Annotated in this window: 27 protein-coding genes and 1 riboswitch; of the genes, 18 read left to right on the top strand and 9 right to left on the bottom strand. The window is 32.6% G+C overall.

The features are described from left to right. Window positions 1-20 precede the first annotated feature (20 nt). Window positions 21-1,373, top strand: coding sequence for a sigma-54 dependent transcriptional regulator (locus D1815_RS15010; protein WP_027394814.1), 1,353 nt, complete (start codon window positions 21-23; stop codon window positions 1,371-1,373). Here the strand turns inward: D1815_RS15010 and D1815_RS15005 are convergent. Further along, entirely contained in the window at window positions 1,370-3,805 is a 2,436-nt protein-coding gene (locus D1815_RS15005; protein ID WP_108804855.1) for a hybrid sensor histidine kinase/response regulator, read from the bottom strand. The genes D1815_RS15010 and D1815_RS15005 overlap by 4 nt on opposite strands. Before the next feature lie 317 nt (window positions 3,806-4,122). Between D1815_RS15005 and D1815_RS15000 the strand changes: the two genes are divergently transcribed. The 9 genes from D1815_RS15000 (at window position 4,123) to moeB (ending at window position 13,712) form a co-directional block, all read left to right on the top strand. Then, window positions 4,123-6,306, top strand: a complete 2,184-nt coding sequence (locus D1815_RS15000; RefSeq protein WP_118387934.1) for a TonB-dependent receptor — start codon at window positions 4,123-4,125, stop codon at window positions 6,304-6,306. Window positions 6,307-6,369: 63 nt separating this feature from the next. Further along, window positions 6,370-6,467, top strand: a riboswitch (TPP riboswitch). Between the two features lie 83 nt (window positions 6,468-6,550). Beyond that, complete coding sequence (gene thiS, locus D1815_RS14995; RefSeq protein WP_027394817.1) at window positions 6,551-6,751, top strand: sulfur carrier protein ThiS; 201 nt, start codon at window positions 6,551-6,553, stop codon at window positions 6,749-6,751. Window positions 6,752-6,796: 45 nt separating this feature from the next. After that, window positions 6,797-8,656, top strand: coding sequence for a phosphomethylpyrimidine synthase ThiC (gene thiC, locus D1815_RS14990; RefSeq protein WP_027394818.1), 1,860 nt, complete (start codon window positions 6,797-6,799; stop codon window positions 8,654-8,656). A gap of 76 nt (window positions 8,657-8,732) precedes the next feature. Beyond that, window positions 8,733-9,341 carry a thiamine phosphate synthase gene (locus D1815_RS14985; RefSeq protein ID WP_118387932.1) on the top strand — a complete coding sequence of 203 codons (609 nt, stop codon included), beginning with the start codon at window positions 8,733-8,735 and terminating at the stop codon, window positions 9,339-9,341. Window positions 9,342-9,348: 7 nt separating this feature from the next. After that, window positions 9,349-10,104: a hydroxymethylpyrimidine/phosphomethylpyrimidine kinase gene (locus tag D1815_RS14980; protein WP_118387930.1), complete on the top strand. Its 756-nt coding sequence runs from the start codon at window positions 9,349-9,351 to the stop codon at window positions 10,102-10,104. 6 nt (window positions 10,105-10,110) lie between these two features. Then, a complete protein-coding gene (locus D1815_RS14975; protein WP_118387928.1) occupies window positions 10,111-10,737 on the top strand; it encodes a thiamine phosphate synthase in 627 nt (208 codons plus the stop codon). Window positions 10,738-10,744: 7 nt separating this feature from the next. Next, entirely contained in the window at window positions 10,745-11,515 is a 771-nt protein-coding gene (locus D1815_RS14970) for a thiazole synthase (protein ID WP_027394822.1), read from the top strand. After that, window positions 11,508-12,620, top strand: coding sequence for a 2-iminoacetate synthase ThiH (gene thiH, locus D1815_RS14965; protein ID WP_118387926.1), 1,113 nt, complete (start codon window positions 11,508-11,510; stop codon window positions 12,618-12,620). The genes D1815_RS14970 and thiH overlap by 8 nt, the downstream gene beginning before the upstream one ends. Before the next feature lie 30 nt (window positions 12,621-12,650). Continuing rightward, window positions 12,651-13,712, top strand: coding sequence for a molybdopterin-synthase adenylyltransferase MoeB (gene moeB, locus D1815_RS14960; RefSeq protein ID WP_027394824.1), 1,062 nt, complete (start codon window positions 12,651-12,653; stop codon window positions 13,710-13,712). Here moeB and D1815_RS14955 read toward each other — a convergent pair. Further along, a complete protein-coding gene (locus D1815_RS14955) occupies window positions 13,709-14,143 on the bottom strand; it encodes a hypothetical protein (RefSeq protein WP_027394825.1) in 435 nt (144 codons plus the stop codon). The two genes, moeB and D1815_RS14955, sit on opposite strands and share 4 nt — an antisense overlap. Before the next feature lie 169 nt (window positions 14,144-14,312). On the opposite strand from D1815_RS14955, the gene greA reads away from it, so the two are divergent. The 3 genes from greA (at window position 14,313) to D1815_RS14940 (ending at window position 15,717) form a co-directional block, all read left to right on the top strand. Further along, window positions 14,313-14,789 carry a transcription elongation factor GreA gene (gene greA / locus D1815_RS14950; protein ID WP_027394826.1) on the top strand — a complete coding sequence of 159 codons (477 nt, stop codon included), beginning with the start codon at window positions 14,313-14,315 and terminating at the stop codon, window positions 14,787-14,789. Between the two features lie 120 nt (window positions 14,790-14,909). Beyond that, window positions 14,910-15,299, top strand: coding sequence for an HIT family protein (locus D1815_RS14945; RefSeq protein WP_118387924.1), 390 nt, complete (start codon window positions 14,910-14,912; stop codon window positions 15,297-15,299). Between the two features lies 1 nt (window position 15,300). Next, window positions 15,301-15,717 carry a thioesterase family protein gene (locus tag D1815_RS14940; protein WP_118387922.1) on the top strand — a complete coding sequence of 139 codons (417 nt, stop codon included), beginning with the start codon at window positions 15,301-15,303 and terminating at the stop codon, window positions 15,715-15,717. 7 nt (window positions 15,718-15,724) lie between these two features. Here the strand turns inward: D1815_RS14940 and D1815_RS14935 are convergent, their stop codons facing one another. Further along, on the bottom strand, window positions 15,725-16,084 hold the full coding sequence (locus tag D1815_RS14935) for a hypothetical protein (RefSeq protein WP_027394829.1): 360 nt from the start codon (window positions 16,082-16,084) through the stop codon (window positions 15,725-15,727). Between the two features lie 37 nt (window positions 16,085-16,121). After that, window positions 16,122-17,336 (bottom strand): HAMP domain-containing sensor histidine kinase, encoded by a 1,215-nt coding sequence (locus tag D1815_RS14930; RefSeq protein WP_027394830.1) that lies wholly within the window; start codon window positions 17,334-17,336, stop codon window positions 16,122-16,124. A 136-nt stretch (window positions 17,337-17,472) separates the two neighbouring features. Between D1815_RS14930 and D1815_RS14925 the strand changes: the two genes are divergently transcribed. From D1815_RS14925 to upp, 4 genes are all read left to right on the top strand, one after another. Continuing rightward, window positions 17,473-18,348: a flavin reductase family protein gene (locus tag D1815_RS14925; RefSeq protein ID WP_118387920.1), complete on the top strand. Its 876-nt coding sequence runs from the start codon at window positions 17,473-17,475 to the stop codon at window positions 18,346-18,348. Between the two features lie 8 nt (window positions 18,349-18,356). Continuing rightward, complete coding sequence (locus D1815_RS14920; protein WP_027394832.1) at window positions 18,357-18,731, top strand: DUF3127 domain-containing protein; 375 nt, start codon at window positions 18,357-18,359, stop codon at window positions 18,729-18,731. A gap of 243 nt (window positions 18,732-18,974) precedes the next feature. Further along, complete coding sequence (gene aat / locus D1815_RS14915; protein WP_118390021.1) at window positions 18,975-19,613, top strand: leucyl/phenylalanyl-tRNA--protein transferase; 639 nt, start codon at window positions 18,975-18,977, stop codon at window positions 19,611-19,613. 27 nt (window positions 19,614-19,640) lie between these two features. Continuing rightward, window positions 19,641-20,294 carry a uracil phosphoribosyltransferase gene (gene upp, locus D1815_RS14910; protein ID WP_118387918.1) on the top strand — a complete coding sequence of 218 codons (654 nt, stop codon included), beginning with the start codon at window positions 19,641-19,643 and terminating at the stop codon, window positions 20,292-20,294. A gap of 5 nt (window positions 20,295-20,299) precedes the next feature. On the opposite strand, the gene D1815_RS14905 is transcribed toward upp, so the two are convergent. Both D1815_RS14905 and D1815_RS14900 read right to left on the bottom strand, forming a co-directional pair. Beyond that, window positions 20,300-20,710 carry an ACT domain-containing protein gene (locus D1815_RS14905; RefSeq protein ID WP_027394835.1) on the bottom strand — a complete coding sequence of 137 codons (411 nt, stop codon included), beginning with the start codon at window positions 20,708-20,710 and terminating at the stop codon, window positions 20,300-20,302. A gap of 3 nt (window positions 20,711-20,713) precedes the next feature. Next, on the bottom strand, window positions 20,714-21,277 hold the full coding sequence (locus tag D1815_RS14900) for a DNA-3-methyladenine glycosylase I (RefSeq protein ID WP_118387915.1): 564 nt from the start codon (window positions 21,275-21,277) through the stop codon (window positions 20,714-20,716). 236 nt (window positions 21,278-21,513) lie between these two features. On the opposite strand from D1815_RS14900, the gene D1815_RS14895 reads away from it, so the two are divergent. Beyond that, window positions 21,514-22,125, top strand: a complete 612-nt coding sequence (locus D1815_RS14895; protein ID WP_199726704.1) for a thioredoxin family protein — start codon at window positions 21,514-21,516, stop codon at window positions 22,123-22,125. A gap of 1 nt (window position 22,126) precedes the next feature. On the opposite strand, the gene D1815_RS14890 is transcribed toward D1815_RS14895, so the two are convergent. The 3 genes from D1815_RS14890 to D1815_RS14880 are packed head-to-tail and all read right to left on the bottom strand — an operon-like array spanning window position 22,127 to window position 24,376. Continuing rightward, window positions 22,127-22,831, bottom strand: a complete 705-nt coding sequence (locus D1815_RS14890; protein ID WP_162144510.1) for a hypothetical protein — start codon at window positions 22,829-22,831, stop codon at window positions 22,127-22,129. Window positions 22,832-22,864: 33 nt separating this feature from the next. Next, a complete protein-coding gene (truB, locus tag D1815_RS14885; protein ID WP_118387913.1) occupies window positions 22,865-23,572 on the bottom strand; it encodes a tRNA pseudouridine(55) synthase TruB in 708 nt (235 codons plus the stop codon). 9 nt (window positions 23,573-23,581) lie between these two features. Next, a complete protein-coding gene (locus D1815_RS14880; RefSeq protein ID WP_027394840.1) occupies window positions 23,582-24,376 on the bottom strand; it encodes an undecaprenyl-diphosphate phosphatase in 795 nt (264 codons plus the stop codon). Window positions 24,377-24,420: the final 44 nt, after the last annotated feature.

Genomic DNA, 24,420 nt, shown 5'->3' with positions numbered 1-24,420 from the left:
TAGAATTAAATGATGTCAATATGTCCAAATTACTGATTGTTGAAGATGATGTTGCTTTTTGTACAATGCTTAAAACTTTTTTGCAGAAAAAAGGATATGATGTATCTACTTCATTTTCTGGTAGCGAAGCAGTTTTGCAAATTCAAGAGCATACATTTGATGTTGTACTCACTGATGTAAGGTTGCCGGATAGAGATGGAATTACCTTATTAGAAGATATTAGAGCGAAAAACCCAAAGACTCAAGTTGTAGTTATGACGGGTTATGCAGAAATTAATATGGCAGTTAGTGCTATTAAGCAAGGTGCTTTTGACTATGTTTCTAAGCCATTTAATCCAGATAAGATACTTCAGATTATAGAAAATGCTTTAAAAGCTGATACTAAGGAGCTAGAACCAAATAGAAATAAAGATTCTAAGAAGAACGATGTAGTTATTGCTAATAATAATTCTTTTGTAAAGGGAATTAGTGATGCTTCTAAAAAATTAAATGAATACGTTGCATTGGTAGCACCTACGCGTATGTCTGTGCTAGTTATAGGGGATAGTGGTACAGGAAAAGAATATGTGGCAAGTAGTATCCATAAAGCTAGTAAAAGATCGGATAAACCTTTTGTTCCTGTAGATTGTGGTGCAATTCCGAAAGAAATAGCTTCAAGTGAATTTTTTGGTCATATTAAAGGATCTTTTACAGGGGCAGTAAATGACAAAGTAGGACATTTTGAAGCTGCTAATGGAGGTACTCTGTTTTTAGATGAAATAGGTAATCTTAGTTATGAATTGCAAGTTCAGCTACTTCGGGCGTTACAAGAACGAAAAATCAAGCCAGTAGGTAGTAATAAGGAAATAGAGGTGGATATTAGGGTTATTGCTGCTACTAATGAAGATCTAAGTAACGCTGTTAAAGAAGGAGAATTTAGAGAAGATCTGTACCATCGACTAAATGAATTTTCGATAAAAGTCCCTCCATTAAAAGATAGAATAGAAGATTTGATGCTTTTTGCGAATTATTTTTTAGAAGAATCTAATGTAGAACTAGATAAGCATGTAGTAGGTTTTGCGGATGAGGTATTGGATACTTTTAAAAAATACGATTGGCCAGGAAACTTAAGGGAGTTGAAAAATATTGTAAAGAGATCAGTTTTGCTATCTCAAAATGAGATGATAACTATGGATATACTACCTAGTGATATAGCGTATGCTTCTCATAATTCTAAACAAACGTACGGTTTGTTTAAAAATCAGAATGAACAGGAGTTGATTTTGGATGCTTTAGAAAAAGCAAATGGCAATAAGGCTAAAGCAGCACGTATGTTGGATATCGATAGAAAAACACTATACAATAAGTTAAAACAATACGATATAAGTCTTTAGTTTTTGACTTTTAATTTATTGATTAAATCTTCTATTTTGTGTATTCCTTCTTCCGTAAGTGAAAGTATTTTATTAGGTGTGAACTCGTAATCGTCTTGATGTTCTAAAGTGTTTAAAATAGGAACAATTTCCCTTGCTTTTATTTGCTTAAACATGGGTAACATTTTATGAGCTAATCTTTTAATTTGTTCAAAGTCTTCATTACTAATGGCAGATTTTAATTCTGTTATGTGATCTATTGTGCTATTGCAGAAAGTTTCTAAAATAGCATATAGAGATTCTGAATCTCCTTGAGCAAAAAGCATTAGATCGTTTAATGAGTAATTGGCGTCTTTTTCTTGATCAGACGTGTTATTTTCATACCCAAGATCTACATCGATGGTTTTAATTTTTAAAACACCTGCGATTAAATCTATTAAAGCTTGTGGAGCATATGGTTTACGAAGGCTTCCAGAAAAACCTGCATCTTCATATTCTGATAAAGAAATTGCAGTTCTACCTGATAACGCAATAATTGGTAAATCGTTATATTTAGAATTATTCTGAATTTCTTTTAGTAGTTCAAAACCATCCATTTTAGGCATTTGTATATCGGTCAGAATTAGATCGTACTCGTTTTTGTTTAAAAGCTCCAATGCATCTATTCCATGTTCTGCTATATCATACGACAACCCTATTAGTGATACTACCTCACTAGTTAAATCTAATTGACTAAGATCATCATCAACGATAAGCACTTTTTTATTAGTGAAATGCTGAATTTCTACAGATTCATTGTCTTCTTCTGTAATTTGAGTTTTAGCAAGTTCAATAGGTATACAAAATATAAAATTACTTCCTTTTTCAACTTCACTCTCTAACTTGATTTTTCCATTAAGTAGTTTGATTATTTTTTTGGTAATTGCTAGACCTAAACCAAAACCACCATATTTTTTTTCCGTATCGTCATCTCCTTGGGAGAATTCTTCGAAAATGTATTTCTGTTGTTCCTTAGTAATTCCAATACCGGTATCTTTTACAGAAATTACAAGCTCCTTTTCCGCAAGACCGTTTTCAGTTATTTTACCATCTATAGTAATTGAACCTTGATCAGTAAACTTATAGGCGTTGTTTAATAAGTTAGTGAGAATTTGTTTGATTCTAAATGGATCTCCTAAGTACTGCTTGTTTAGACTTTTATCCACGTTTATAAAAACCTCTAGGTTTTTAGTATCGTTCACAGGGATGATACTGGTAATAGTATTTTCTATTAACTTTTTAGGAGAAAAAGGTAATTCTTCTATAACCATTCTACCAGCCTCAAGTTTAGATAGATCCAAGAGATCATTTACTAAATGAAGAATATAATCAGAGGATTTTTTTAGATGTCCTAAATAGTGTTTTTGTTTATTAGTTAACCCTGTTTTTTCTAATAAATCGGAATACCCAATAACTGTATTTAAAGGAGAGCGAAGATCGTGAGTCACTGTGTTTATTAACGATTCTCTAGTTTTTAGTAAAGTTTCTTTATAGGTCTTTTCTGCTTCTAATTCGTTTCGATATTTCTGACTCTTTGATACATCTTTGGTGATCAAAAAGAGAAAAGTAATAGCGATTATTAAGCTAATTGCAGTAATAATTATAATGAATTGAGCAGTTTTATCAAGAATATTATTAGATCGTTCTAGTTTCGCCACATATTCCTTTCGCTCATTATCTTCTATAGCAGCCATCAAATCTCGAAGCTGTCGAGTAATAATTTGATCGTTCTTTAAGAGTTTATTTTCTCTAGCTTTGATCTGTCTTTGGTATCTTCTTTCTTTTTCCTCAGCATCCGAAAGTGCCTGATAAATAGATCTGGCAATAGAATCAATAGTTTGATTGGTTAAACGCTCTTCATTATCTTTTCTTGTATATTCTAACCAAGCTATGATAGCCTCTTTTTTTTGAGGACTATATTTTCTAAAGCGTTTATCATAATCGGTATAATTCCCAAAATTCTCATTCTTCTTTAGTTGGTCCATTACATTTTCCTGCAACCCTTTTTCTTTACTTTGCTCATATATTGCAATAAGTTTCTCAAAGTTTTGGTTTTTATTGTCAATTAAAACCTTAATGCTGTCAATTTTTCTGGATTGTAATGTGTCAAGAGACATTGTACTAACTCTATCTATGGTACTTATAATAGAATCAATTTTTGTTTTATAATTTTTGAATTTCTCTGTATCTGAGGTTTGGATGATATTTCTTGTTAGACTTTCTGCCTCGTAAAGACCGGTTATGGCTTCGCCAACTAAGAAAAGTTTTTCATTGTTATCATTTTTAATTTTAGTGATTTCAGAATAATTGCTAAACTGCCTGTAGATCACCCAAAAAGCAATTACTGCAAGTACAATTGCCAGTGTGTAACCAGCAATTATTTTTAACGTAATAGAACGTTTTGTATTTTTCATACTATACTAACTTCAAAAAAACAGAAGCATTGTTTTTATCTTTAATAAAGTTACAATAAATCAATTAAACATAGTACTTTTGCGGCAAAATCTCAAAGGGGTGCAACGTCTTAAAAAATAATTTTTTTAGACAAAGCTGAGATCATACCCGATGAACCTGGGCAGGTAATGCTGCCAAGGGACGCTAGAAGTTATTAATGTCCTTGGATAATAGTACTTTAGGGAATAATAATTATGCTTTTTATGCAGTGTAATTATATTAAACTAATTTTAATCGTTGAATAATTACTCCTTTTATTCGTATCAATATTTTACGAATGAAAAACATATTGTTTTATCTCATCATCTTTTTATTGAGCCTACAGATCTCAGCTCAGGAAAAGCAAAAAGATTCCATAACCAATAAAGTTGAAAAACTGGATGAAGTTCTAGTTAAATCTGTTCGTGTTGATGCAGATTCACCAATAACACATTCTAATCTTTCTAAAGAAGAATTGGCTACTCGTAATCTTGGTCAGGATATACCAATATTACTTAACTATTTGCCAGGCGTTGTAACTACCACGGATGCAGGAGCAGGAGTCGGGTATACATATATTAGAGTGAGAGGTAGTGATGCATCCCGAGTAAATGTTACTTTAAATGGAATTCCTTTTAATGATGCGGAGAGTCAAGGTACCTTTTGGGTTAACCTACCTGATTTTGCATCTTCTGTAGAAAACTTACAACTTCAGCGTGGAGTTGGAACTTCTACCAATGGTTCTGGAGCCTTTGGAGCTAGTTTAAATCTACTAACGGATGCTGTTTCCGAAAATGCAAATGCAGAAATTTCTAATTCATTTGGATCTTTTGGTACAAGAAGGCATAATCTTAAGTTTAGTACTGGATTGCTCAAGGATCATATAGAAATTGCGGGTCGTTTATCGGCAATTGCATCTGATGGATATGTCGATAGAGCATCATCGGATTTGAAATCATATTTTTTACAAGGTTCTTATGTAGATGAAAATACATTAATTAAGGCAGTTGCTTTTGGAGGGCATGAAATTACATATCAATCTTGGTTCGGAATAGATGAAGCAACTCTAGAAAGTGATCGTACTTTTAATCCTGCAGGTCAATATACAGATGAGGACGGAAATACACGTTTTTATGATAACGAAGTAGATAACTATAAACAAGATCATTATCAATTACACTGGAACCAGAAATATAATAATTATTGGTCTACTAATGTGGGACTTAATTATACGTATGGTAGAGGGTTTTTTGAGCAGTACAAGGAGGATGAAGATTTTGCTGATTATGACTTTACTCCTATTGTTATCGGTGGTGAAACTATCAATACTACAGATTTAGTTCGTCGTCGATGGTTAGACAATGATTTTTATGTAATTAATGCCACCGCTAATTATAAGAATAATAATTTGGATGTTGATTTTGGTGCATTTTATAGTTTTTATGATGGTGATCATTTTGGAGAAGTAATTTGGGCACAAAATGCTGGAGGATCAGAAATCAGGGATAACTATTATTTCGGTAATGGAAAGAAAAATGAGTTTACCATTTTTGGGAAAACTACCTATAGAGTTAACAATAAATGGAGCGCATTTGTAGATTTACAAGGACGTTTTGTAGGGTATAAAACAACTGGTTTAACATCCGATCGAGTTCCATTAGAAGTAGATGAAGACTATGATTTCTTTAATCCAAAATTGGGAACTACATACCAAATCAATGCTTCTAATCAATTATATGCATCTTATGCAAGAGCGAATCGAGAGCCAAGAAGAAGCGATTTTGAAAATGGAATTAACAAGGCAGAAAAACTTAATGATATCGAATTAGGTTGGAGGTTTAATAAAAAGAGAACGATAGTAAATGCTAATTTATATTACATGTGGTATAAAGATCAATTAGTACTTACCGGAGCATTGGATGATGTAGGAGCACCTATAAGAGCTACAAGTGGAGAGAGTTATCGTTTAGGGATAGAAATTGATGCCGATATAACTATTACGGACAAATTTATTGTAAAGCCTAATATAGCTATTAGTACCAATAAAAATAAAGATTTTGTAACTTCTAGAGATGGTAGTTTAGTAAATTTAGGAAACACTAATATTTCTTATTCTCCAAATATAGTAGCAGGGAGTATGTTTATATATCAACCTGTAAAAAACCTTCAACTTGGATTTCTTTCTAAATTTGTTGGAGAACAATATATGGGTAATATAGATAGTGAAACCTCTAAATTGGATAGCTTCTTTATAAATGACCTAAACGTAGTATATGAGATCAAAAACATACCAGTTTTTAAATCTATTGTGCTAACAGGTTTAGTGAATAATATTTTTGATGCAGAATATGTGTCTAATGGGTATTTCTTCACTTTTGATGATGATTTTAGTAATCCAGGAACAGTTACAACGGTTGAAGGAGCAGGATTCTATCCACAAGCTGGAATTAACTTTTTACTCGGAGCAACATTAAAATTTTAAGTTAAAAAACCTAGAAAACTAATATTTCTTAGTATAGTTTTCTGGGTTTTATTATTTTTATCAAATGAACTTTAGGGGTGACTTCTTATTATGGAGTCTGAGAAATACCCTTTGAACCTGATGCAGTTAGTACTGACGAAGGGAAAAGTTAATCTCATTTCTTATATGATAAGATATATAAGAATATGATTTTCTTCTCAAAGAACAGGTTTTACCTAAAGTTTATGGATTTAAATCTAAATAAATGACCATAAACGTTAATAATCAAAAGCAAATTATTTCAGAAAATAGTTCGATAGATTTTCTATTAGAAGAGCTATCACTTTCTAAAAACGGAATTGCTATTGCTATTAATAATCAAATCATAACCAAAGATACTTGGAGTGATACCATCGTTAAGGTAAATGATAATGTTACCATCATTCGTGCTACACAAGGAGGATAAATAAAATACTAACTAGGCTTACTAAAAAGTTAAAACGACTTACTTATGAAGAAAAAAGATACTGCACCACAGGAGGGGAAAATAACAACAACTCCTTTTCCAAGTTCTAAGAAGATCTACGTAAATGGAAATATCCATCCAAAGATTAAAGTGGCCATGCGAGAAATAGAGTTAAGTGATACCGTAGATTCGATGACTCGTAAGAAAACACCCAATGAATCAGTAGTAGTATATGATACCAGTGGGCCATATACCGATCCGAGCAAAGAAATTAATGTGCATGAAGGGATTGAGCGTATTAGAGAACAATGGATTTTGGATCGTGGAGATGTAGAAGAATTGGATAATTTTTCTTCAGAATATTGTAATCAACGTCTAAATGATGCAAGTTTAGATCATCTTAGGTTTAACCATTTAAGAAAGCCTAAGAGAGCAAAAGCAGGAAAGAATGTTTCCCAAATGTATTATGCTAAGCAAGGAATCATAACTCCTGAAATGGAATATGTTGCTATCCGAGAAAATCAAAAAATTGAAGAAGCTACCAGAATTGCTAATCAACATCCAGGTCAAGATTTTGGAGCAAGTATTCCTAAAAAAATTACAGCAGAGTTTGTAAGAGAAGAAGTAGCTAGAGGAAGAGCAGTAATCCCTTCTAATATAAATCATCCAGAAGCAGAACCAATGATCTTGGGGCGTAATTTTTTGGTAAAGATAAATGCCAATATTGGTAACTCTGCTACAACTTCTAGTATAGAAGAAGAAGTAGAAAAAGCGGTTTGGGCTTGCCGTTGGGGAGCTGATAATATTATGGATCTTTCTACAGGTCAGAATATTCACGAAACACGAGAATGGATCGTTCGTAATTCTCCAGTACCAATTGGTACAGTGCCTATTTATCAAGCTTTAGAAAAGGTAAATGGAAAAGCAGAAGACCTTACTTGGGAGATTTTTAGAGATACTTTGATAGAGCAAGCAGAACAAGGAGTGGATTATTTTACAATACATGCGGGTGTACGTTTAGCATATGTTCCTATGACAGCAAAAAGAGTTACAGGAATTGTTTCTCGAGGAGGTTCAATTATGGCAAAATGGTGTTTAGCACATCATAAAGAAAGTTTTTTATATACTCATTTTGAAGAAATTTGTGAGATTATGAAATCCTACGATGTAGCCTTCTCTTTAGGAGATGGTTTACGTCCAGGGAGTATAGCTGATGCTAATGACGAAGCACAATTTGCAGAATTAGAAACGCTAGGTGAATTAACAAAGATTGCCTGGAAACACGATGTACAAACTTTTATAGAAGGACCAGGGCACGTTCCTATGCATATGATTAAACAAAATATGGATAAGCAATTAGAAGCTTGTGGAGAAGCACCTTTTTATACATTAGGTCCTTTAACAACTGACATTGCACCAGGATATGATCATATAACATCAGGAATCGGTGCAGCAATGATCGGTTGGTATGGTACAGCCATGTTATGTTATGTAACTCCTAAAGAACATTTAGGTTTGCCTAATAAAGAAGATGTTCGCGTTGGTGTGATTACCTATAAGTTAGCAGCTCACGCGGCTGATTTGGCAAAAGGACATCCAGGAGCACAACATAGGGATGACGCATTGAGTAAAGCCCGATTCGAATTCCGTTGGGAAGATCAATTCAATTTAGCTCTAGATCCAGAAAGAGCCAGAGAATATCATGATGAGACATTACCGGCAGAAGGAGCAAAGATTGCTCATTTTTGTAGTATGTGTGGTCCAAAATTTTGTTCTATGAAAATCTCACAAGAAGTACGTGATTATGCTGCTCAAAAAGAAATTGATGATCAGAAAGCTCTAGAAGAAGGAATGCAGGAGAAAGCAGAGGAGTTTAAAGAAAAGGGAAGCGAAGTATATCTATAAGTATAAGTTGTCGGGCATTGAGTTTCTGTAATTATGATACTCAATGCTTGATGTCCAATTACCTGACACCAAAAAGATGATTATAGTATTAACATCAGAAAAACCAATTCCTAACGAAGCCAATCAGATTAATCAATTATTTAAAGCTGGTTTAGAAATATTACATCTTCGTAAACCGACTTTTACGATTGATGGATATCGATCTTTGTTAGATTTAATAGAGGCTAAATATCATAATAGAATAATGACGCATCAGTTTCCCGAGCTTACTCAAGAATATAAATTAAGAGGGATTCATTTACAAGAGCAAGCACGTATTGATCTAGAAGATGCATTAGAAGTTACTATTAAAGTTTATACTAATAAAGGGTTTTCTGTGACAAGTTCTTTTCATTCTAAAGAGGATATTGAAGCATGTAAAGCAGATTTCGAATATGTTTTATTAAGTCCGGTTTTTGGATCAATTTCTAAAGCAGGTTATGAAGGGAAAGGTTTTGATGTAAATGACTTGAATCATACCATTATCGGAATGGGAGGAATTAATGAAACTACTTTACAAAAAACCTATGATTTAGGATTTAAAGGAGTTGGTGTTTTAGGTGGTATTTGGAATACTGAAGATCCTATAAATAGTTTTTCTAAAATACAGGAAGCAAATAATATAGTGTTAAAAGACACGATTTAGATTCTATATGCAAAATCGTCCTAATGTACTTACAATTGCCGGTTTTGACCCTTCTTCGGGAGCAGGATTAACAGCAGATATTAAAACTTTTGAAGCTTTAAAATGTTATGGAATAGCAGTTTGTACGGCAAATACTATTCAGAATGACAAAGATTTTGAGGCATGTCATTGGATCGAAGAACAAATTATAAAGGATCAGATAGAAGTTTTATTGAAAAGATTTAAGATTGATTATGTAAAAATCGGAATTATCCAAAATTGGAAAGTACTTCTTGATATTATTGACTTTCTATTAGAGAAGAATAGTAATATGAAAATTGTCTTAGATCCAGTTTTAAAATCAAGTTCGGCTTATGATTTTCATGAGCTTTCAATTGTAGCACCTGAATTCGAAGAGATATTAGATAAAATATATCTTTTGACTCCAAATTATAGTGAAATTAATGCTTTTTATCCTGATAAAACTATTGAAGAAACGATACAACATATTTCTAATAAAACGAATGTATTGCTAAAAGGAGGCCATCGAGAAGAAATGCTGGGAAAAGACGAATTATTTACCAAGCAGGGAACTTACTTTGTATTAAATCCTAAAAACAAAAACATAACTGAAAAACATGGAAGTGGTTGTGTATTATCATCAGCTATAACAGCATATTTATCTCAAGGTTTTCCGTTATTAAAATCCTGTTATAGAGGAAAGCAGTACATAGAAAAAGTACTAAGTTCTAACACCTCGCTTTTGGCGTATCATAAATTCTAAAATATAATGACTACACTACAATATATCTCTCAAGGCAAATCTCCACAAGAACATTTACAACATATTGGGGAAGCATGTGAAGCTGGTGTTCGATGGGTACAATTACGTTTAAAGGATATGGATCCTGCTACGGTATTAAATACGGCTTTAAAATGTAGAGAAATCTGTGATCAATATGCAGCTGTTATGATTGTTAATGATAGCGTAAGCATAGCAAAAGCTTCTCAAGCTGATGGTGTGCATTTGGGATTAGAAGATATGAATCCTAAAGAGGCGAGAACTATTTTAGGAGATAATTTTATTATCGGAGGTACCGCTAATACATTACAAGATTGTATAAAACATAAGGAAGATGGAGTGGATTATATAGGACTAGGACCTTTTAGACATACCGATACCAAAAAAAAGTTAAGTCCAGTATTGGGGTTAGATGGATATCAAAAAATTATTTCAGAATTAGATGATCATAATACGCCAATAGTTGCAATTGGAGGTGTTGAGCAGAATGACATAGATCAAATTTTAGATACTGGAGTAAACGGAATTGCTGTCTCAGGAATGCTTACAAAGCAAGATGATTTAGAAGAAAGAATAAAAAATATAAAAAAGCTAATGGCTATAACCGAAAGCTAAAAACACAATGGATACATTAAAAATTGCAGACAAACAGTTTTCGTCTAGGTTGTTTACCGGAACAGGGAAATTTAGTTCATCGGATCAGATGAGAGAAGCATTAGTAGTTTCTGAGAGTGAGTTGATAACTGTGGCACTTAAGAGAGTTGATGTTACAAATGAAGATGATGATATACTGACTCATTTAGATCATCCAAGAATTAATTTATTACCAAATACTTCTGGAGTTAGAGATGCTAAAGAAGCTGTTTTTGCTGCTCAGTTGGCAAGAGAAGCTCTAGAGACGAATTGGATTAAATTAGAGATTCATCCGGATCCAAAATATTTATTGCCAGATGCTATTGAAACATTAAAAGCGGCAGAAGAGCTCGTAAGACTTGGTTTTGTTGTGATGCCTTATATACATGCAGATCCTGTTTTATGTAAACGATTAGAAGAAGTAGGTACGCAATGTGTAATGCCCTTAGGAGCGCCAATAGGAAGTAATAAAGGATTAAAGACATTGGATTTTTTAGAAATAATCATAGATCAGAGTAATGTTCCTGTAATAGTAGATGCTGGTATAGGTAGTCCATCTCATGCAGCTCATGCAATGGAAATCGGTGCTGATGCAGTCTTAGTAAATACAGCTATTGCTGTTTCGGAAGACCCAGTAGCGATGGCTAAAGCTTTTAAAATGTCGGTTGAAGCAGGTAGGTTGGCATATAAAGCTAAATTGGCTCCAATCAAAAAGCACGCAGAAGCAAGTAGCCCTTTAACAAGTTTTTTGAATGACTAGTTTCAAACACATATTTGACCAATATGATTGGGACTCCGTCTTATCCGATATTCTTAGGAAAACTGAACGGGATGTTCAGAAAGCTTTAGATGCAAATAATAGGACTATTGAGGATTTTAAAGCTTTAATTTCTCCAGCTGCTAAACCATATTTGGAACAAATGGCACAATTGAGTTATCAGGTTACAAAGAAACGGTTCGGAAATACCATACAAATGTATGCGCCCATGTATCTAAGTAATGAATGCCAAAATATTTGTACGTACTGTGGTTTTAGTATGACTAATAAAATACCTCGTAGAACTTTATCTGATCAGGAAATATTGAAAGAGGTAGCTTTTCTAAAATCAAAAGGGTATGATCATATTCTTTTAGTTACAGGAGAAGCAAATAGAACCGTAGGTGTAGCATATATTGATAATGCTATTAAACTAATACAATCTAAATTTGCTAATATCACTATAGAAGTACAACCATTAGATCAAGAAGATTATGAGTTGTTGATTGATAGTGGTTTATATGCGGTTTTAGTATATCAAGAAACATATCATAAAGGAGAGTATAAAAAACATCATCCGAAAGGAAGAAAATCAAATTTTGATTATCGATTAGAGACTCCAGATAGATTGGGACGCGCAGGAATTCATAAAATAGGTCTAGGTGCTTTATTTGGTTTAGAAGATTGGAGAGCTGATAGTTTTTTTACTGCTTTACATCTGCAGTATTTACAGAAGACGTATTGGAAGACCAAATATTCTATATCATTTCCCAGGTTGAGACCTCATAGTGGTGGATTAGAACCAAAAGTTGAAATGACAGATGCTGATTTAGTGCAGTTAATCTGTGCATTCCGTTTATTGGATGAGGATGTAGAGTTATCTATGTCTACTAGAGAAGGTGAAATTTTTCGAGAAAATATTGTGAATCTAGGGATTACTTCTATTAGTGCAGAGTCTAAGACAAATCCTGGAGGCTATGCCGTAGAACCTCAATCACTAGAACAGTTTGAAATTTCTGACGAACGTTCTACGGAAGAAGTAGTAATGATGTTAAAATCTAAAGGGTTGGAGGTAGTTTGGAAAGATTGGGCTCATAATTGGAAATAAATTGTAATACCTTTATAGTTTGTTCGTAAAATGCTAGATAAAGAAGAAAAAATACAATATAGCCGTCATATTTTATTAAATGAGATAGGTTTAGAAGGCCAAGAAAAATTAAAGTCAGCTAAGGTTTTAGTGATTGGCGCAGGAGGATTGGGCTGCCCTATTTTACAGTATCTTACTGCTGCCGGTGTTGGCACTATTGGGATTATAGATAACGACGTTGTTGACCAAACAAATCTTCAAAGACAAGTTTTATATACGGTAGATGATATTGGAAAATCAAAAGCTAAGGTAGCTTCAGAAAAATTATCAAAACTAAATCCTTTTGTGTTTTTTAAAGTATATGAAGAGAAATTGGATAATGATAATGCATTAGAACTTTTTTCCGAGTATGATATTATCGTAGACGGAAGTGATAATTTTCCAACTAGGTATTTAGTAAACGACGCGTGTGTGATTACTGATAAGCCGTTAGTATTTGGTTCTATATTTAAATTTCAAGGACAAGTTTCTGTATTGAATTATGAAAATGGTCCTACATATCGATGCTTATTTCCTAACCCTCCAGAAGAAGGTGCTGTTCCAAATTGTTCGGATATAGGAGTTTTGGGAATATTACCCGGAATTATAGGCAACCTTCAAGCAAATGAAACTATTAAAATAATCGTTGGTATAGGAGAAGTTTTAAAAGGGAAATTACTCTATTTTGACGCCCTTACCTTACAACAGCAAATATTAAGCTTTAATAAAAATGAAAATATCTATATAGATCAATTGGTTGACGACTATGATTTTTTCTGTGGTATTAAATCAAATACTTTCAAGGAAATTTCTGCTACCGAACTAAAGAAAAATTTAGAAAACTATCAAATTCTAGATGTTAGGTCTCAAAAAGAATTTGAGCATTATAATATTGGAGGTATTCATATCCCTTTAGATACGATATCCACCAAAACTTCTGAGCTAAACAATAAAAAATCAATTGTAGTTTGCTGTCAATCTGGTTTACGTAGTAAAAAAGCGATCGAAATTATCCGTGAGTATAGGGATGACCTTCATTTAATTAATCTAAAAGATGGTTTGTCCACCTATTAATTAGAAACGACTAAAATATTTCCTTCTCTTCTAATTTGATATCTTAAAAGAGGAAACCCTCCTTCTCCTTCTAATTGTTGTCCATTAATAATTTCATAAGCATTATCATTTCCACAATTAGATTCAGCTCTAATCCCTGTTACGCTTAATGCAGAGCAGCTACTAGGAGTGATATTAGGATCACTCAATTCAAAAGCAGAATACAAAGTGTTATCTATATTATAAATAATAACTCCTTTTATCCCTACTCCTTCAATTCTGATTACTTCGAAGTTTCCAGGAAATTTAAGCTCGTTAAATTGTGGCAAGTCTAAATTTACCGTATGATTAAAACCAATAGAAGGGAGATTAGGATTATTAGAACGCCCATCATCGTTACTACAGGAGAGAATAAATACTGAAATAAAAACTACTAATATTATCTTTTTCATTTTTTGTTGTATTAATAATAAAGAAAGATATTCTTTACTAATCCAAGTGCAATTTTTTAAATGACCAAATTAAGTAAAAATGTGATTCGGTATTATTTTTTATTATATTTGTTTATAGTTAAAGTCCCATAGCCGTGGGATTTTTTGTATTTATATAAACGATGAAGTTATGAGCAAAGTATCTTATTACACTGCAGAAGGGCTAAAAAAGTTAAGAGACGAATTAAATAACCTTAAAGATATAGAGAGACCAAAGGCGTCGCAGGCTATTGCAGAAGCTCGTGATAAAGGGGATTTAAGTGAAAATGCTGAGTATGATGCGGCCAAAGAAGCACAAGGGTTACTAGAGATGAGAATTTCTAAATTAGAAGCAACATTATCTGGAGCGCGTTTAATTGATGAATCTCAATTAGACACCTCAAAAGCATTAATACACTCTACAGTTAAAATTAAAAACCAAACGAATGGCGCACAAATGACATATAAGTTAGTTGCGCAGAGTGAGGCTGATCTTAAAACAGGTAAGATATCTGTTGATTCGCCTATTGGAAAAGGTCTTTTAGGAAAAAGTGTGGGAGAAGTAGCAGAAATTCAAGTCCCTAATGGGATTATGAAATTTGATGTTGTAGAAATTACACGAGAGTAAAATATTACAGGTAGTTACGAAAACCTTTCTTAAAAAAATGAGAAAGGTTTTTTTATGACCTTTATTTTGCCAGAAATATCCTATATTCCGTTTTAATAAACCAACTAAAAGTTTTAACGGATGTCTACCCTGTTCACTAAGATTATTAATGGCGAAATACCCTCTTATAAAGTCGCTGAGGATGAGCATTTTTATGCTTTTTTGGATATAAATCCAAATGCAAAAGGGCATACCTTATGTATTCCTAAAAAAGAAGAAAACAGAATATTTGATCTCGATGAAGAAACTTATATCGAATTAATGCGTTTTTCTCGAAAAGTAGCTAAGGCAATTGAAAAATCTGTTGTTTGTAAGAGAGTTGGTATTGCAGTAGTAGGTCTAGAAGTACCCCATGTTCACGTTCATTTAATACCGATTAATGAAATGAAAGAGATGACTTTTCAATCGAAAGTAGCCATGACCAAAGATGAATTTGAAATATTAGCCGAAAAGATTCAATCGAATTTATAAAATGAGTACTACTTCAGAATTTAAATTGTCGCTACAATTAAGAATTGATTGGAGTGAAATGGATACGTATCAGCATGTAAATAATGTGAATTTCATGAAGTATATGCAAAGTGCTCGCGTTCAGTTTTGGGAAGTTTCTGGATTGGCCAAATTACATACCGAAACTAAGAAAGGACCGATGCTTGTTTCTACAAAATGTGATTTTAAAAACCCACTTTTCTTTCCTGGAAATGTATTGATTAAAACCAGAGTAACGTTTATAAAAAACTCTAGTTTTGGATTGTATCATGAACTTTATAACGATAATGAAGTATTATGCGCTATAGGTAATGATGTAGCCGTTTGTTTTGATTTTAATATAGATAAGACTTTTAGTATCCCAGATGAATTACGAGAAGTAATGAGTCAATATGAGTAATACAATATTACATTTGAAAAAGTTCTGGACGTAGAAGAAATATACCTAATACAACTCCTATAACAATTACTAAAGTAACTATTAGGTAAAATAACCCAGTAAATTTAATTCCTGATGGTTTTAGGTTAATGGTTTTTTTGTGATAATTATATACTCTTTCGATATCATCTGTCCAACGTCCTGGAAAAATAGTAGTTTCACATTTTTTGCAATCCATGCTTTCAATAACTTCTTTCTTAGTTTTGACAAAAAGTTTAGAAAATGATTTCTTTTGCTTAAATGAAAGTAATAAGCTTTCTGTAGAATAACATTCAGGACAATTATTATTTAGAACAGTTTCTTTTAAAACAATATACTCGGTTTTCACTTTATAAGGTTTGTAGCTTATAACGTTTATAAGAGAATTATGTTATACTAACAGTATCAGATTTACTTAATGTAATCTGAAAAGTAGTGCCCTTGCCTATTTCCGATCTTAAAACTCTAATTTTACCAGAGTGATAATCCTCAATGATTCTTTTAGCTAGCGAAAGACCAAGTCCCCAACCTCTAGTTTTAGAAGTATAACCAGGTTCAAATATTTTAGTAAACTTACTTTTAGGAATTCCCTTTCCCGTATCTGTAATTCTAATGTATACTCGTTTGGAGTCCTCTGATAAATCAATATTTAAATCCCCTTTACCGCGCATGGCATCAATTGCATTTTTAACTAAATTTTCAATAGTCCAGCTATATAACTGAGAGTTTAAATGAACCGGAATTGGTTTTTCAAGTAAATTAATTGAAAAATTAATCAACTTAGAACTTCGAGATTGTAGATAAGTATATGCTTCACTCGTTTCTTGTACAATGTCTACTTCTTCTAATTTGGGAATAGATCCAATTTTAGAAAAACGCTCTGTAATAACTTTTAATCTAGAAATATCTTTTTCTATTTCTACTATATATTCGGGATTAACATGTTCTACTTTTAAAATTTCATTCCATCCAACTAAAGAAGAAAGAGGTGTTCCAATTTGATGAGCAGTTTCTTTAGCCATACCTGCCCAGAGCTTATTTTGTTCGCTAGCTTTAGAGGTGGTAAAGAAGAAATAAATAACACCAATTAATAGAAAGATTATTAAAGCAATTGCTATTGGGTAATATTTTAATTTATTAAGAATAGAAGAATTTCCATAATACACATATTGCACCGTTCCTTTAAGATCTAATACTATCGGCTCATTTTCAGATTTCATTCGTGCTAAATAATCAACGAGTTCTTCTTCAGTAACATTGTCTGGCAGGTTAAGTGTGGTACTTGCGATATTTATTTCTCCTGATGGACTTTTAATAAAATCACCTTCAGAATTTGTAATTATTGTTGGAATAGTAGTGTTGGTACGATTAATAAGGTTAGATAATTCTAAATATTCATCTAGACTTAAATCACTAGATCCGTCTATTCCAGAGCTACTTAATGCCTTAAACGACTGCGCCCAAACTTGCATTTTAATATTTTCATCCTTTTTTAATCGTTGAAGAAATAAAGATGTGTTCCATAGTACAAGACCTGTAATTACAAGAACCGCAAATATTATAAAGTAACTAGCTAGATTACGTTCATCAGAAAAATTCATAAAAAATGTGTTACCAAACTCTAAATATAAACGTTTTAAAACTAATTTATTGTTTCTAAACTAAGGTAAGTAAAACCAATCGATTGAAGCCTAAGAGCTATAAAGTTTAAGTATCTTTGTGTAATAGATTTTATTTATGATACGTATAGATCCCTCAGAAGTTTCCACAGGAAAATTACATGGAATGATGCTTGGAGCAATTGGCCCTAGGCCTATCGCTTTTGCAAGTACTATCGATGAAGATGGTAATCCTAACCTTTCGCCGTTTAGTTTTTTTAATGTTTTTAGTGCTAATCCGCCAATTCTTATTTTTTCGCCTGCAAGAAGAGTAAGAGATAATTCGACTAAGCATACTTTAGAAAATAGCATAGCTTCAAAGGAAGTGGTTATCAATATTGTTAATTATGATATTGTTCAGCAAATGTCATTGTCTAGCACTGAGTATCCTGAAGGTGTAAATGAGTTCGATAAAGCTGGTTTAACGATGTTGCCATCCGAAAAGATAAAATCGTTTAGAGTAGCAGAAGCTCCTGTTCAGTTTGAGTGTAAAGTGAATGAGATAGTTTCTTTGGGGAATGAAGGAGGTGCTGGGAACCTTGTTATTTGCGAAGTGTTACTAATGCATATTAAAAAAGAGATACTTGATAATGATGGTAAGATTGATCAATATAAAATTGATCAAGTTGCTCGTATGGGTGGTAATTGGTACACAAGAGCCAATATGGGTATGTTTGAGGTTCCAAAACCTTTAAGTACCATCGGTATAGGTATAGATGCTTTGCCCGATAATGTAAAAAATAGTACTGTGTTTACTGGAAATGATTTAGGAAAATTAGGTAATGTACAGAGAATACCTACAAATGTTGAGGTTCAAGATTTTGTTAATAACAATACTGATATTAAGGATAAAATTCAGGATGCTAACCTAATAGAAATTCATAAATTTGCACAGCAGTATTTAGATATGGATGATATTTATACTGCCTGGAATATTTTAGCAGCAATACAATAATTAAAAAGATGGAAGTACAAGGTAAAGTAAAGATGGTCGGTGAGACACAAACTTTTGGAAACAATGGTTTCAGAAAGCGTGAGATAGTGGTTACTACAGAAGAACAATATCCGCAACATATAATGGTAGAGTTTGTTCAGGATAAATGTGATTTATTAAACAGCTTTCAGGTAGGTCAAGATGTAAAAATAAGTATCAATTTGCGTGGTCGTGAATGGGTGAATCCTCAAGGAGAAACTAAATATTTTAACTCAATCCAAGGATGGAGAATAGAAAACTTACAGGCAGCTGCTCCTTCTGGTTCAGCTCCTATGCCACCAGCAGATGCGTTTGAACCTGCAACAAACCTTAAGGAAGAAGATCATGATGATTTACCATTTTAGGTAAATCAATACATATAGATTAGCACTAGGCTTGTCCTAGTACCTAGTATAAAAGTAAAAAGTCCGATACATTAGTATCGGACTTTTCATATTGTGGTTTTAGGTTAACCTTTTAATAAAACTCAAAAAAGCAATGATGAACAAAATTTATCTTAAAAGGTTCTAACAAATATTGCGATTTTTTTGGTCAATTCAAACAACTAATTGATATTTAACGTTGTAGAAACGTTAGAGCATTCAGATTTGTATATACTTAATGATTCCATAGATTTTCCACCCGTATCTGCGACTAATAAAGACGGGTTATTGGCGGTAGGAGGAGATCTTTCTATCCCTAGATTGTTACACGCATACTATAATGGTATTTTTCCTTGGTATGATGATGATCAACCAATTTTATGGTTTAGTCCTGACCCCAGAATGGTTCTTTTTCCGGAAGATCTTAAAATTAGTAAAAGTATGAGAAAACTACTTCGAAAGAATTCCTTCGAAGTTACTTTTAATAAAAACTTTGACCAAGTAATTAGTAATTGTGCAACTATAAGTCGTCCTGATCAATTAGGTACTTGGATAACATCAGATATGAAACATGCATACACATTACTTCATCAGGAAGGTTACGCAGTTTCTACAGAAGTATGGCAAGGGTCCGAATTAGTAGGTGGTTTATATGGTATATGGTTAGAAGACAAAAAAATATTTAGTGGAGAGAGTATGTTTTCTAAAGTAAGTAATGCATCTAAATATGGGTTTATTAAGTTAATTGAGTTTTTACAGATAAAAGGAGTGCAATTGGTAGATTGTCAGGTTCACACGGATCATTTAGAAAGTTTAGGAGCAAAAGAAATCCCAAGAGATGCTTTTATGGAATATTTAAAGTAGTTTTATATCTATTAAATTTTACTTAGTATGATTATTCACAATCTTGAAACAGAAAATTCTATTTTAAATCAATTTATTGGTGAAATTAGGGATCAAGTGATCCAAAAAGATAGGATGCGTTTTAGAAAAAATATAGAGCGCATAGGAGAAGTTTTAGGTTATGAGTTAAGTAAAACTTTAGAATTCACTACAAAGAGTGTTCAAACGCCACTAGGCAATAGAGAAATTTCTGTACCAGAAAAAGCATTGGTTTTATGTTCTATTTTACGAGCAGGTTTGCCCTTACATCAGGGACTGCTTAATTATTTTGATACTGCAGAAAATGCATTTATATCTGCTTATAGAGATCATGTTGATGATACTGATGATTTTGAAGTGATTGTTAATTATCTAGCATCTCCTTCTTTAGAAAATAAAACACTGTTATTAGCGGATCCTATGCTTGCCACAGGAAAAACATTAGAGAACACTATAAACGCTATGAAAAGTCATGGAGAACCAAAGCAAATTCATATCATATCTGTTATTGGCTCTCGCAAGGGTGTAGAATATATTAAGGATGTTTTTCCAAAAAATACGCATCTTTGGATCGCTGCCATAGATGAAGAATTAAATAGTAAAGGTTATATTATTCCTGGATTAGGCGATTCTGGGGATCTATCATACGGAGTGAAATTATAGAGTAATCAGTTTTTATTCGGATAGTTTTGCGATAATCTTTTAAGAATCTCAATTGTTTTTTCTGCATCCTTCGTGTTAACGAAAATGTGATCGTGATAATAACCTGCGATCACGTTGCAACTTATTTCATTAGCTGCTAATTCTGCAGAAAAAATTGCAGTAAACCCAATTGCATCAAGAGAAGAAAGAATTTTTAGTGTTATCCAAGAGGCAATAAATTCGTATTTTAAGTTAAGATTATCAGCTGTTTCGCGTTTTAAAACTAGTGTAATTCCTTTTTGTTCTTTGAACTCACAGATAATATCTTTTCTTTCAATTAAATCTGTTGTTTTTACTGTTGTAAAAACATACACTCCAGGTTGTAGTTCTGGAGTCATTTTTTGAATCAGTGTGGTTAAATTCTTTTCGCCAGCCATTTTTTAAACTTCATTGTATCTAAAACAATCTACAGTGTGATCATTTACCATTCCGATGGCTTGCATAAATGCGTAAATAACCGTTGATCCAACAAACTTGAAACCGCGTTTTTTTAAATCTTTACTAATAATATCAGAAATTTCGGTGGTAGCAGGGCATTCTTTATGATGGTTCCTTTTATTTACAATAGGTTTGCTGTCTATAAATCCCCAGATATAAGAGTCAAAACTTCCGAACTCTTCTTGGATTTTCATGAAATTTTGAGCATTGGTAATTGCGGAATTTACTTTTAGTTTATTTCTAATAATCCCTGCATTTTGAAGCAATTCTTCTTTTTTAGACTCATTATATTGGGCTACGATTTTATAATCAAAGTTGTCAAAAGCAACTCTAAAATTTTCTCGTTTTCTAAGAATGGTAATCCAGCTTAATCCAGCTTGAAATGTTTCTAAAACTAAAAATTCAAATAGAAGACGCTCATCGTGTAGAGGAACTCCCCATTCATTATCGTGATAGGATTCATATAAAGAATCTCCAATACACCAACCACATCTATGTTTTTCCATGATTTGATTTTTGATTTTTTAAAAATACATTATTCTAGTATATATTTTGAATTGATAGGAAATTGTTTTTTTATGAATTCAAAGTTGTCATTTACTGAAAAAGATAATTTTATCTAAATAATAAATGAAGCATAAAATGTATTTTTGAAAAGCTATTTGGTTATTCGTTATAGCACACTATTTGTAAGTTTTAAGCTTTTATATCGTCCTATTGTGTAAGATATAAGCAAATAATCATGGATACAACTACAATGACAATAAATGAATTAATAGAAGGAGGAATAGAGAACTCCTATTCTTATCAAGAATATAGAAATATAGTGAGCAGTTTGTTAGCTGAAGGAAAATCAACCGGACATGAACAATCTGATGCACTTACTAATTATAGTATGTTAAATGATCGTAGAATGAAACGATTAGATAAGACTATAAAAATTAATGAAACCATAGCCAATACAGTTTCAAAAGCGGAAACAAATATTACTTGGTTAGTACTAACAGAAGGTTGGTGTGGTGATGCTGCGCAATCCTTACCAGTAATCAATAAGCTTTCTGAGATGAATGAAGGGATTGATCTTAGGATTGTATCCAGAGATGATAATGATGAGTTAATGAATAATTTTCTAACTAATGGTGGAAAATCCATACCTAAGTTAATAGCATACAATAAGGATACCAAAGAAGTAGTTAGTACTTGGGGACCAAGACCATCTGTTGCTACTAAAATGGTAAACGATTATAAAGAGAAGCATGGAGGTTTAGATCCACAATTTAAACAAGATTTACAAGTTTGGTATAATAAGGATAAAGGACAAAATGTGGCAGAAGATTTGGTGAAATTATTATAGTTTACCCTCCATAATTGAAGTAATAGGTAATAAATCCTTTTTGTTCTTTTAAATCTGAAGAAGAAAATAGAGCATCTTGCGCATAGTCCAAAGCATTGTCAAAAAGACATTCATTCCTAGTAGTGGATTTCTTTTTGTCAATTTTTGCATCAGTTACATAACCGTTTTGGTTCACCTCAATTTTTACAACAACTTTTCCGCTTCCATTACAGGTATAAATCGGATTAGGGATATCCTTTTTTTCTCTTCCTTTTAAGGTAAAGGTAACGGAGCTATTTCGATTGTTTACCTCTTCAGTAATTGGTTTTTCTTCTTTTTTTGCCTCAGGAACTTCTTCAGTTGTGATGTCTTCTTCAATTGCCTCTTGTCCTTCGGTAAGTTGATCACTGTTGGAGGTTTCTTCTGTTGCTTCTGCAGTTTCGGTAAGGGATTTTATTCTTTGTTCGAAATCTTCAGAATCCTCAAAATCTTCATTAAAGGCATCATGAGTCCTTTTAGAAGCTATCAATTGTCGATCTTCTTCTTGGGGAATTTCTGGTTCTTCTTCTTTGGTAAGTTCTTCCATTAATTCTTCTGGAATTTCCATAAGAATCTCAGATTGTTCCTTTTTCTTGTTGACCATGTTGATATTATAGAGTGTCAAAACGAAAATACCCATCAACATTGATGTGATTATTAAGGCTTTATGTCTTTCTATAAATTCCATAGGTATCTATAACTACTTTTCTGTTACAATATTTTATGCGGTTTCAATTTCTGTACGTAGCTGTTTCTCAAATGTTTCTGGACTGATAGCATCATGTACCGAGAATTCACCTATTTTAGTTCTTCTTAAAACACTTAGGTGACCACCACTTTTCAATGCTTTTCCAAAATCGTGTGCTAATGATCTAATGTATGTTCCCTTTCCGCAAATTACTTTAAAATCTACTTCGGGTAATTCTATTCTTGTAATTTCAAATTCTGTAATTGTAATTTTTCTAGATGCGATTGTTACTTCTTCTCCTTCTCGAGCATATTCATAGAGTCGTTTTCCATCTTTTTTTAAAGCAGAAAAAACAGGAGGATATTGTTCGATTTCACCAATAAATTGTTTTGTGGTGGTGTGTATTATTTCCTCCGAAATATGATCTATAGGAAAAGTTTGATCAACTTCTGTTTCTAAATCATAAGAAGGAGTGGTTGCTCCTAGCGTAATAGTTCCAGTATATTCCTTGGTTTGCCCCATAAATTCTTGTATTCTTTTTGTGAATTTACCGGTACATATAATAAGTAATCCAGAAGCAAGAGGATCTAAAGTTCCTGCATGTCCTACCTTTATTTTCTTAATCCCAAAATTTTTACGAATTAACCAACGAAGTTTGTTAACAACCTGAAAGGATGTCCATTGTAAAGGTTTGTCGATCAAAAGGACTTGACCGTCTTTATAATCTTGTTCGGTTAACATTATTGGGGGCTATTTAATAAAACCAAAAATGATGGCTACAACGCCAACAATAACACAATATAAGGCAAAATATGATAATTTACTCTTTTTTACTAAAGAAATCATCCAAGTACAGGCAAAAAGGCCTGATATAAATGCAGCAATGAACCCAAGAATTAAAGGTGTATTGTTTTCTGCAGAAAAATTTAAATCTCCACTCAGTAAGTCTTTTCCAATTTTACCAAAAATTAATGGAATTACCATTAAGAAGGAAAATCGAGCCGCTTTTGTTTTGTCATTACCAAGTAATACAGAAGTAGAAATGGTAGCACCGCTTCGGGAAATTCCAGGTAGCATAGCAATCGCTTGCGCGATTCCTATAACAAATGCATTAGATGTAGTAACTATCTTATTAGTATCCTTAGCTTTATCAGCTAGCCATAAAAGGATTGCGGTAATAATTAACATAAAACCTACTAGAAGAATATTTCCTCCGAAAAGTTGTTCCAATTGTTCTTCAAAAAATAAACCAACTAATACTGCGGGAATCATTGATACTATAATTCTTAAAGAAAACATGGTTTCATCATTCCTTTTGAATTGTAGAAGACCTTTGATAATTTGAAAAATATCTTTTCTAAATATAACAATAGTACTAAGCGCAGTTGCAAAATGTAAGACTACTGTAAACAGTAATGATTCTTCTGGGACACTTTCATCACCAAGAATAGCTTTGCCAAGTTCTAAATGGCCACTAGAAGAAACAGGTAAGAATTCTGTAAGCCCTTGAATAACACCTAAAATAATCGCATCAATAGTTTCCATAAGGAACAATTTGTAAATTTCGATGCAAATATATAATTACCAGA

Origin of the sequence: Aquimarina sp. AD1 (genome assembly GCF_003443695.1) — a bacterium.
Taxonomy (GTDB): Bacteria; Bacteroidota; Bacteroidia; order Flavobacteriales; family Flavobacteriaceae; genus Aquimarina; species Aquimarina latercula.
This window is presented reverse-complemented; position numbering and strand designations above follow the sequence as displayed.

Coding starts and splice junctions, on each gene's coding strand:
- D1815_RS14975 (WP_118387928.1), top strand. CDS start 10,111: ATGACTACACTACAATATATCTCTCAAGGCAAATCTCCACAAGAACAT.
- greA (WP_027394826.1), top strand. CDS start 14,313: ATGAGCAAAGTATCTTATTACACTGCAGAAGGGCTAAAAAAGTTAAGA.
- truB (WP_118387913.1), bottom strand. CDS start 23,572: ATGTTAACCGAACAAGATTATAAAGACGGTCAAGTCCTTTTGATCGAC.
- D1815_RS14985 (WP_118387932.1), top strand. CDS start 8,733: ATGATTATAGTATTAACATCAGAAAAACCAATTCCTAACGAAGCCAAT.
- D1815_RS14930 (WP_027394830.1), bottom strand. CDS start 17,336: ATGAATTTTTCTGATGAACGTAATCTAGCTAGTTACTTTATAATATTT.
- D1815_RS15010 (WP_027394814.1), top strand. CDS start 21: ATGTCCAAATTACTGATTGTTGAAGATGATGTTGCTTTTTGTACAATG.
- D1815_RS14880 (WP_027394840.1), bottom strand. CDS start 24,376: ATGGAAACTATTGATGCGATTATTTTAGGTGTTATTCAAGGGCTTACA.
- D1815_RS14970 (WP_027394822.1), top strand. CDS start 10,745: ATGGATACATTAAAAATTGCAGACAAACAGTTTTCGTCTAGGTTGTTT.
- thiH (WP_118387926.1), top strand. CDS start 11,508: ATGACTAGTTTCAAACACATATTTGACCAATATGATTGGGACTCCGTC.
- D1815_RS15005 (WP_108804855.1), bottom strand. CDS start 3,805: ATGAAAAATACAAAACGTTCTATTACGTTAAAAATAATTGCTGGTTAC.
- D1815_RS14925 (WP_118387920.1), top strand. CDS start 17,473: ATGATACGTATAGATCCCTCAGAAGTTTCCACAGGAAAATTACATGGA.
- thiS (WP_027394817.1), top strand. CDS start 6,551: ATGACCATAAACGTTAATAATCAAAAGCAAATTATTTCAGAAAATAGT.
- upp (WP_118387918.1), top strand. CDS start 19,641: ATGATTATTCACAATCTTGAAACAGAAAATTCTATTTTAAATCAATTT.
- D1815_RS14945 (WP_118387924.1), top strand. CDS start 14,910: ATGTCTACCCTGTTCACTAAGATTATTAATGGCGAAATACCCTCTTAT.
- D1815_RS14940 (WP_118387922.1), top strand. CDS start 15,301: ATGAGTACTACTTCAGAATTTAAATTGTCGCTACAATTAAGAATTGAT.
- D1815_RS14900 (WP_118387915.1), bottom strand. CDS start 21,277: ATGGAAAAACATAGATGTGGTTGGTGTATTGGAGATTCTTTATATGAA.
- D1815_RS14920 (WP_027394832.1), top strand. CDS start 18,357: ATGGAAGTACAAGGTAAAGTAAAGATGGTCGGTGAGACACAAACTTTT.
- D1815_RS14980 (WP_118387930.1), top strand. CDS start 9,349: ATGCAAAATCGTCCTAATGTACTTACAATTGCCGGTTTTGACCCTTCT.
- D1815_RS14890 (WP_162144510.1), bottom strand. CDS start 22,831: ATGGAATTTATAGAAAGACATAAAGCCTTAATAATCACATCAATGTTG.
- D1815_RS14895 (WP_199726704.1), top strand. CDS start 21,514: ATGGATACAACTACAATGACAATAAATGAATTAATAGAAGGAGGAATA.
- D1815_RS14955 (WP_027394825.1), bottom strand. CDS start 14,143: ATGAAAAAGATAATATTAGTAGTTTTTATTTCAGTATTTATTCTCTCC.
- moeB (WP_027394824.1), top strand. CDS start 12,651: ATGCTAGATAAAGAAGAAAAAATACAATATAGCCGTCATATTTTATTA.
- D1815_RS14905 (WP_027394835.1), bottom strand. CDS start 20,710: ATGGCTGGCGAAAAGAATTTAACCACACTGATTCAAAAAATGACTCCA.
- D1815_RS15000 (WP_118387934.1), top strand. CDS start 4,123: ATGAAAAACATATTGTTTTATCTCATCATCTTTTTATTGAGCCTACAG.
- thiC (WP_027394818.1), top strand. CDS start 6,797: ATGAAGAAAAAAGATACTGCACCACAGGAGGGGAAAATAACAACAACT.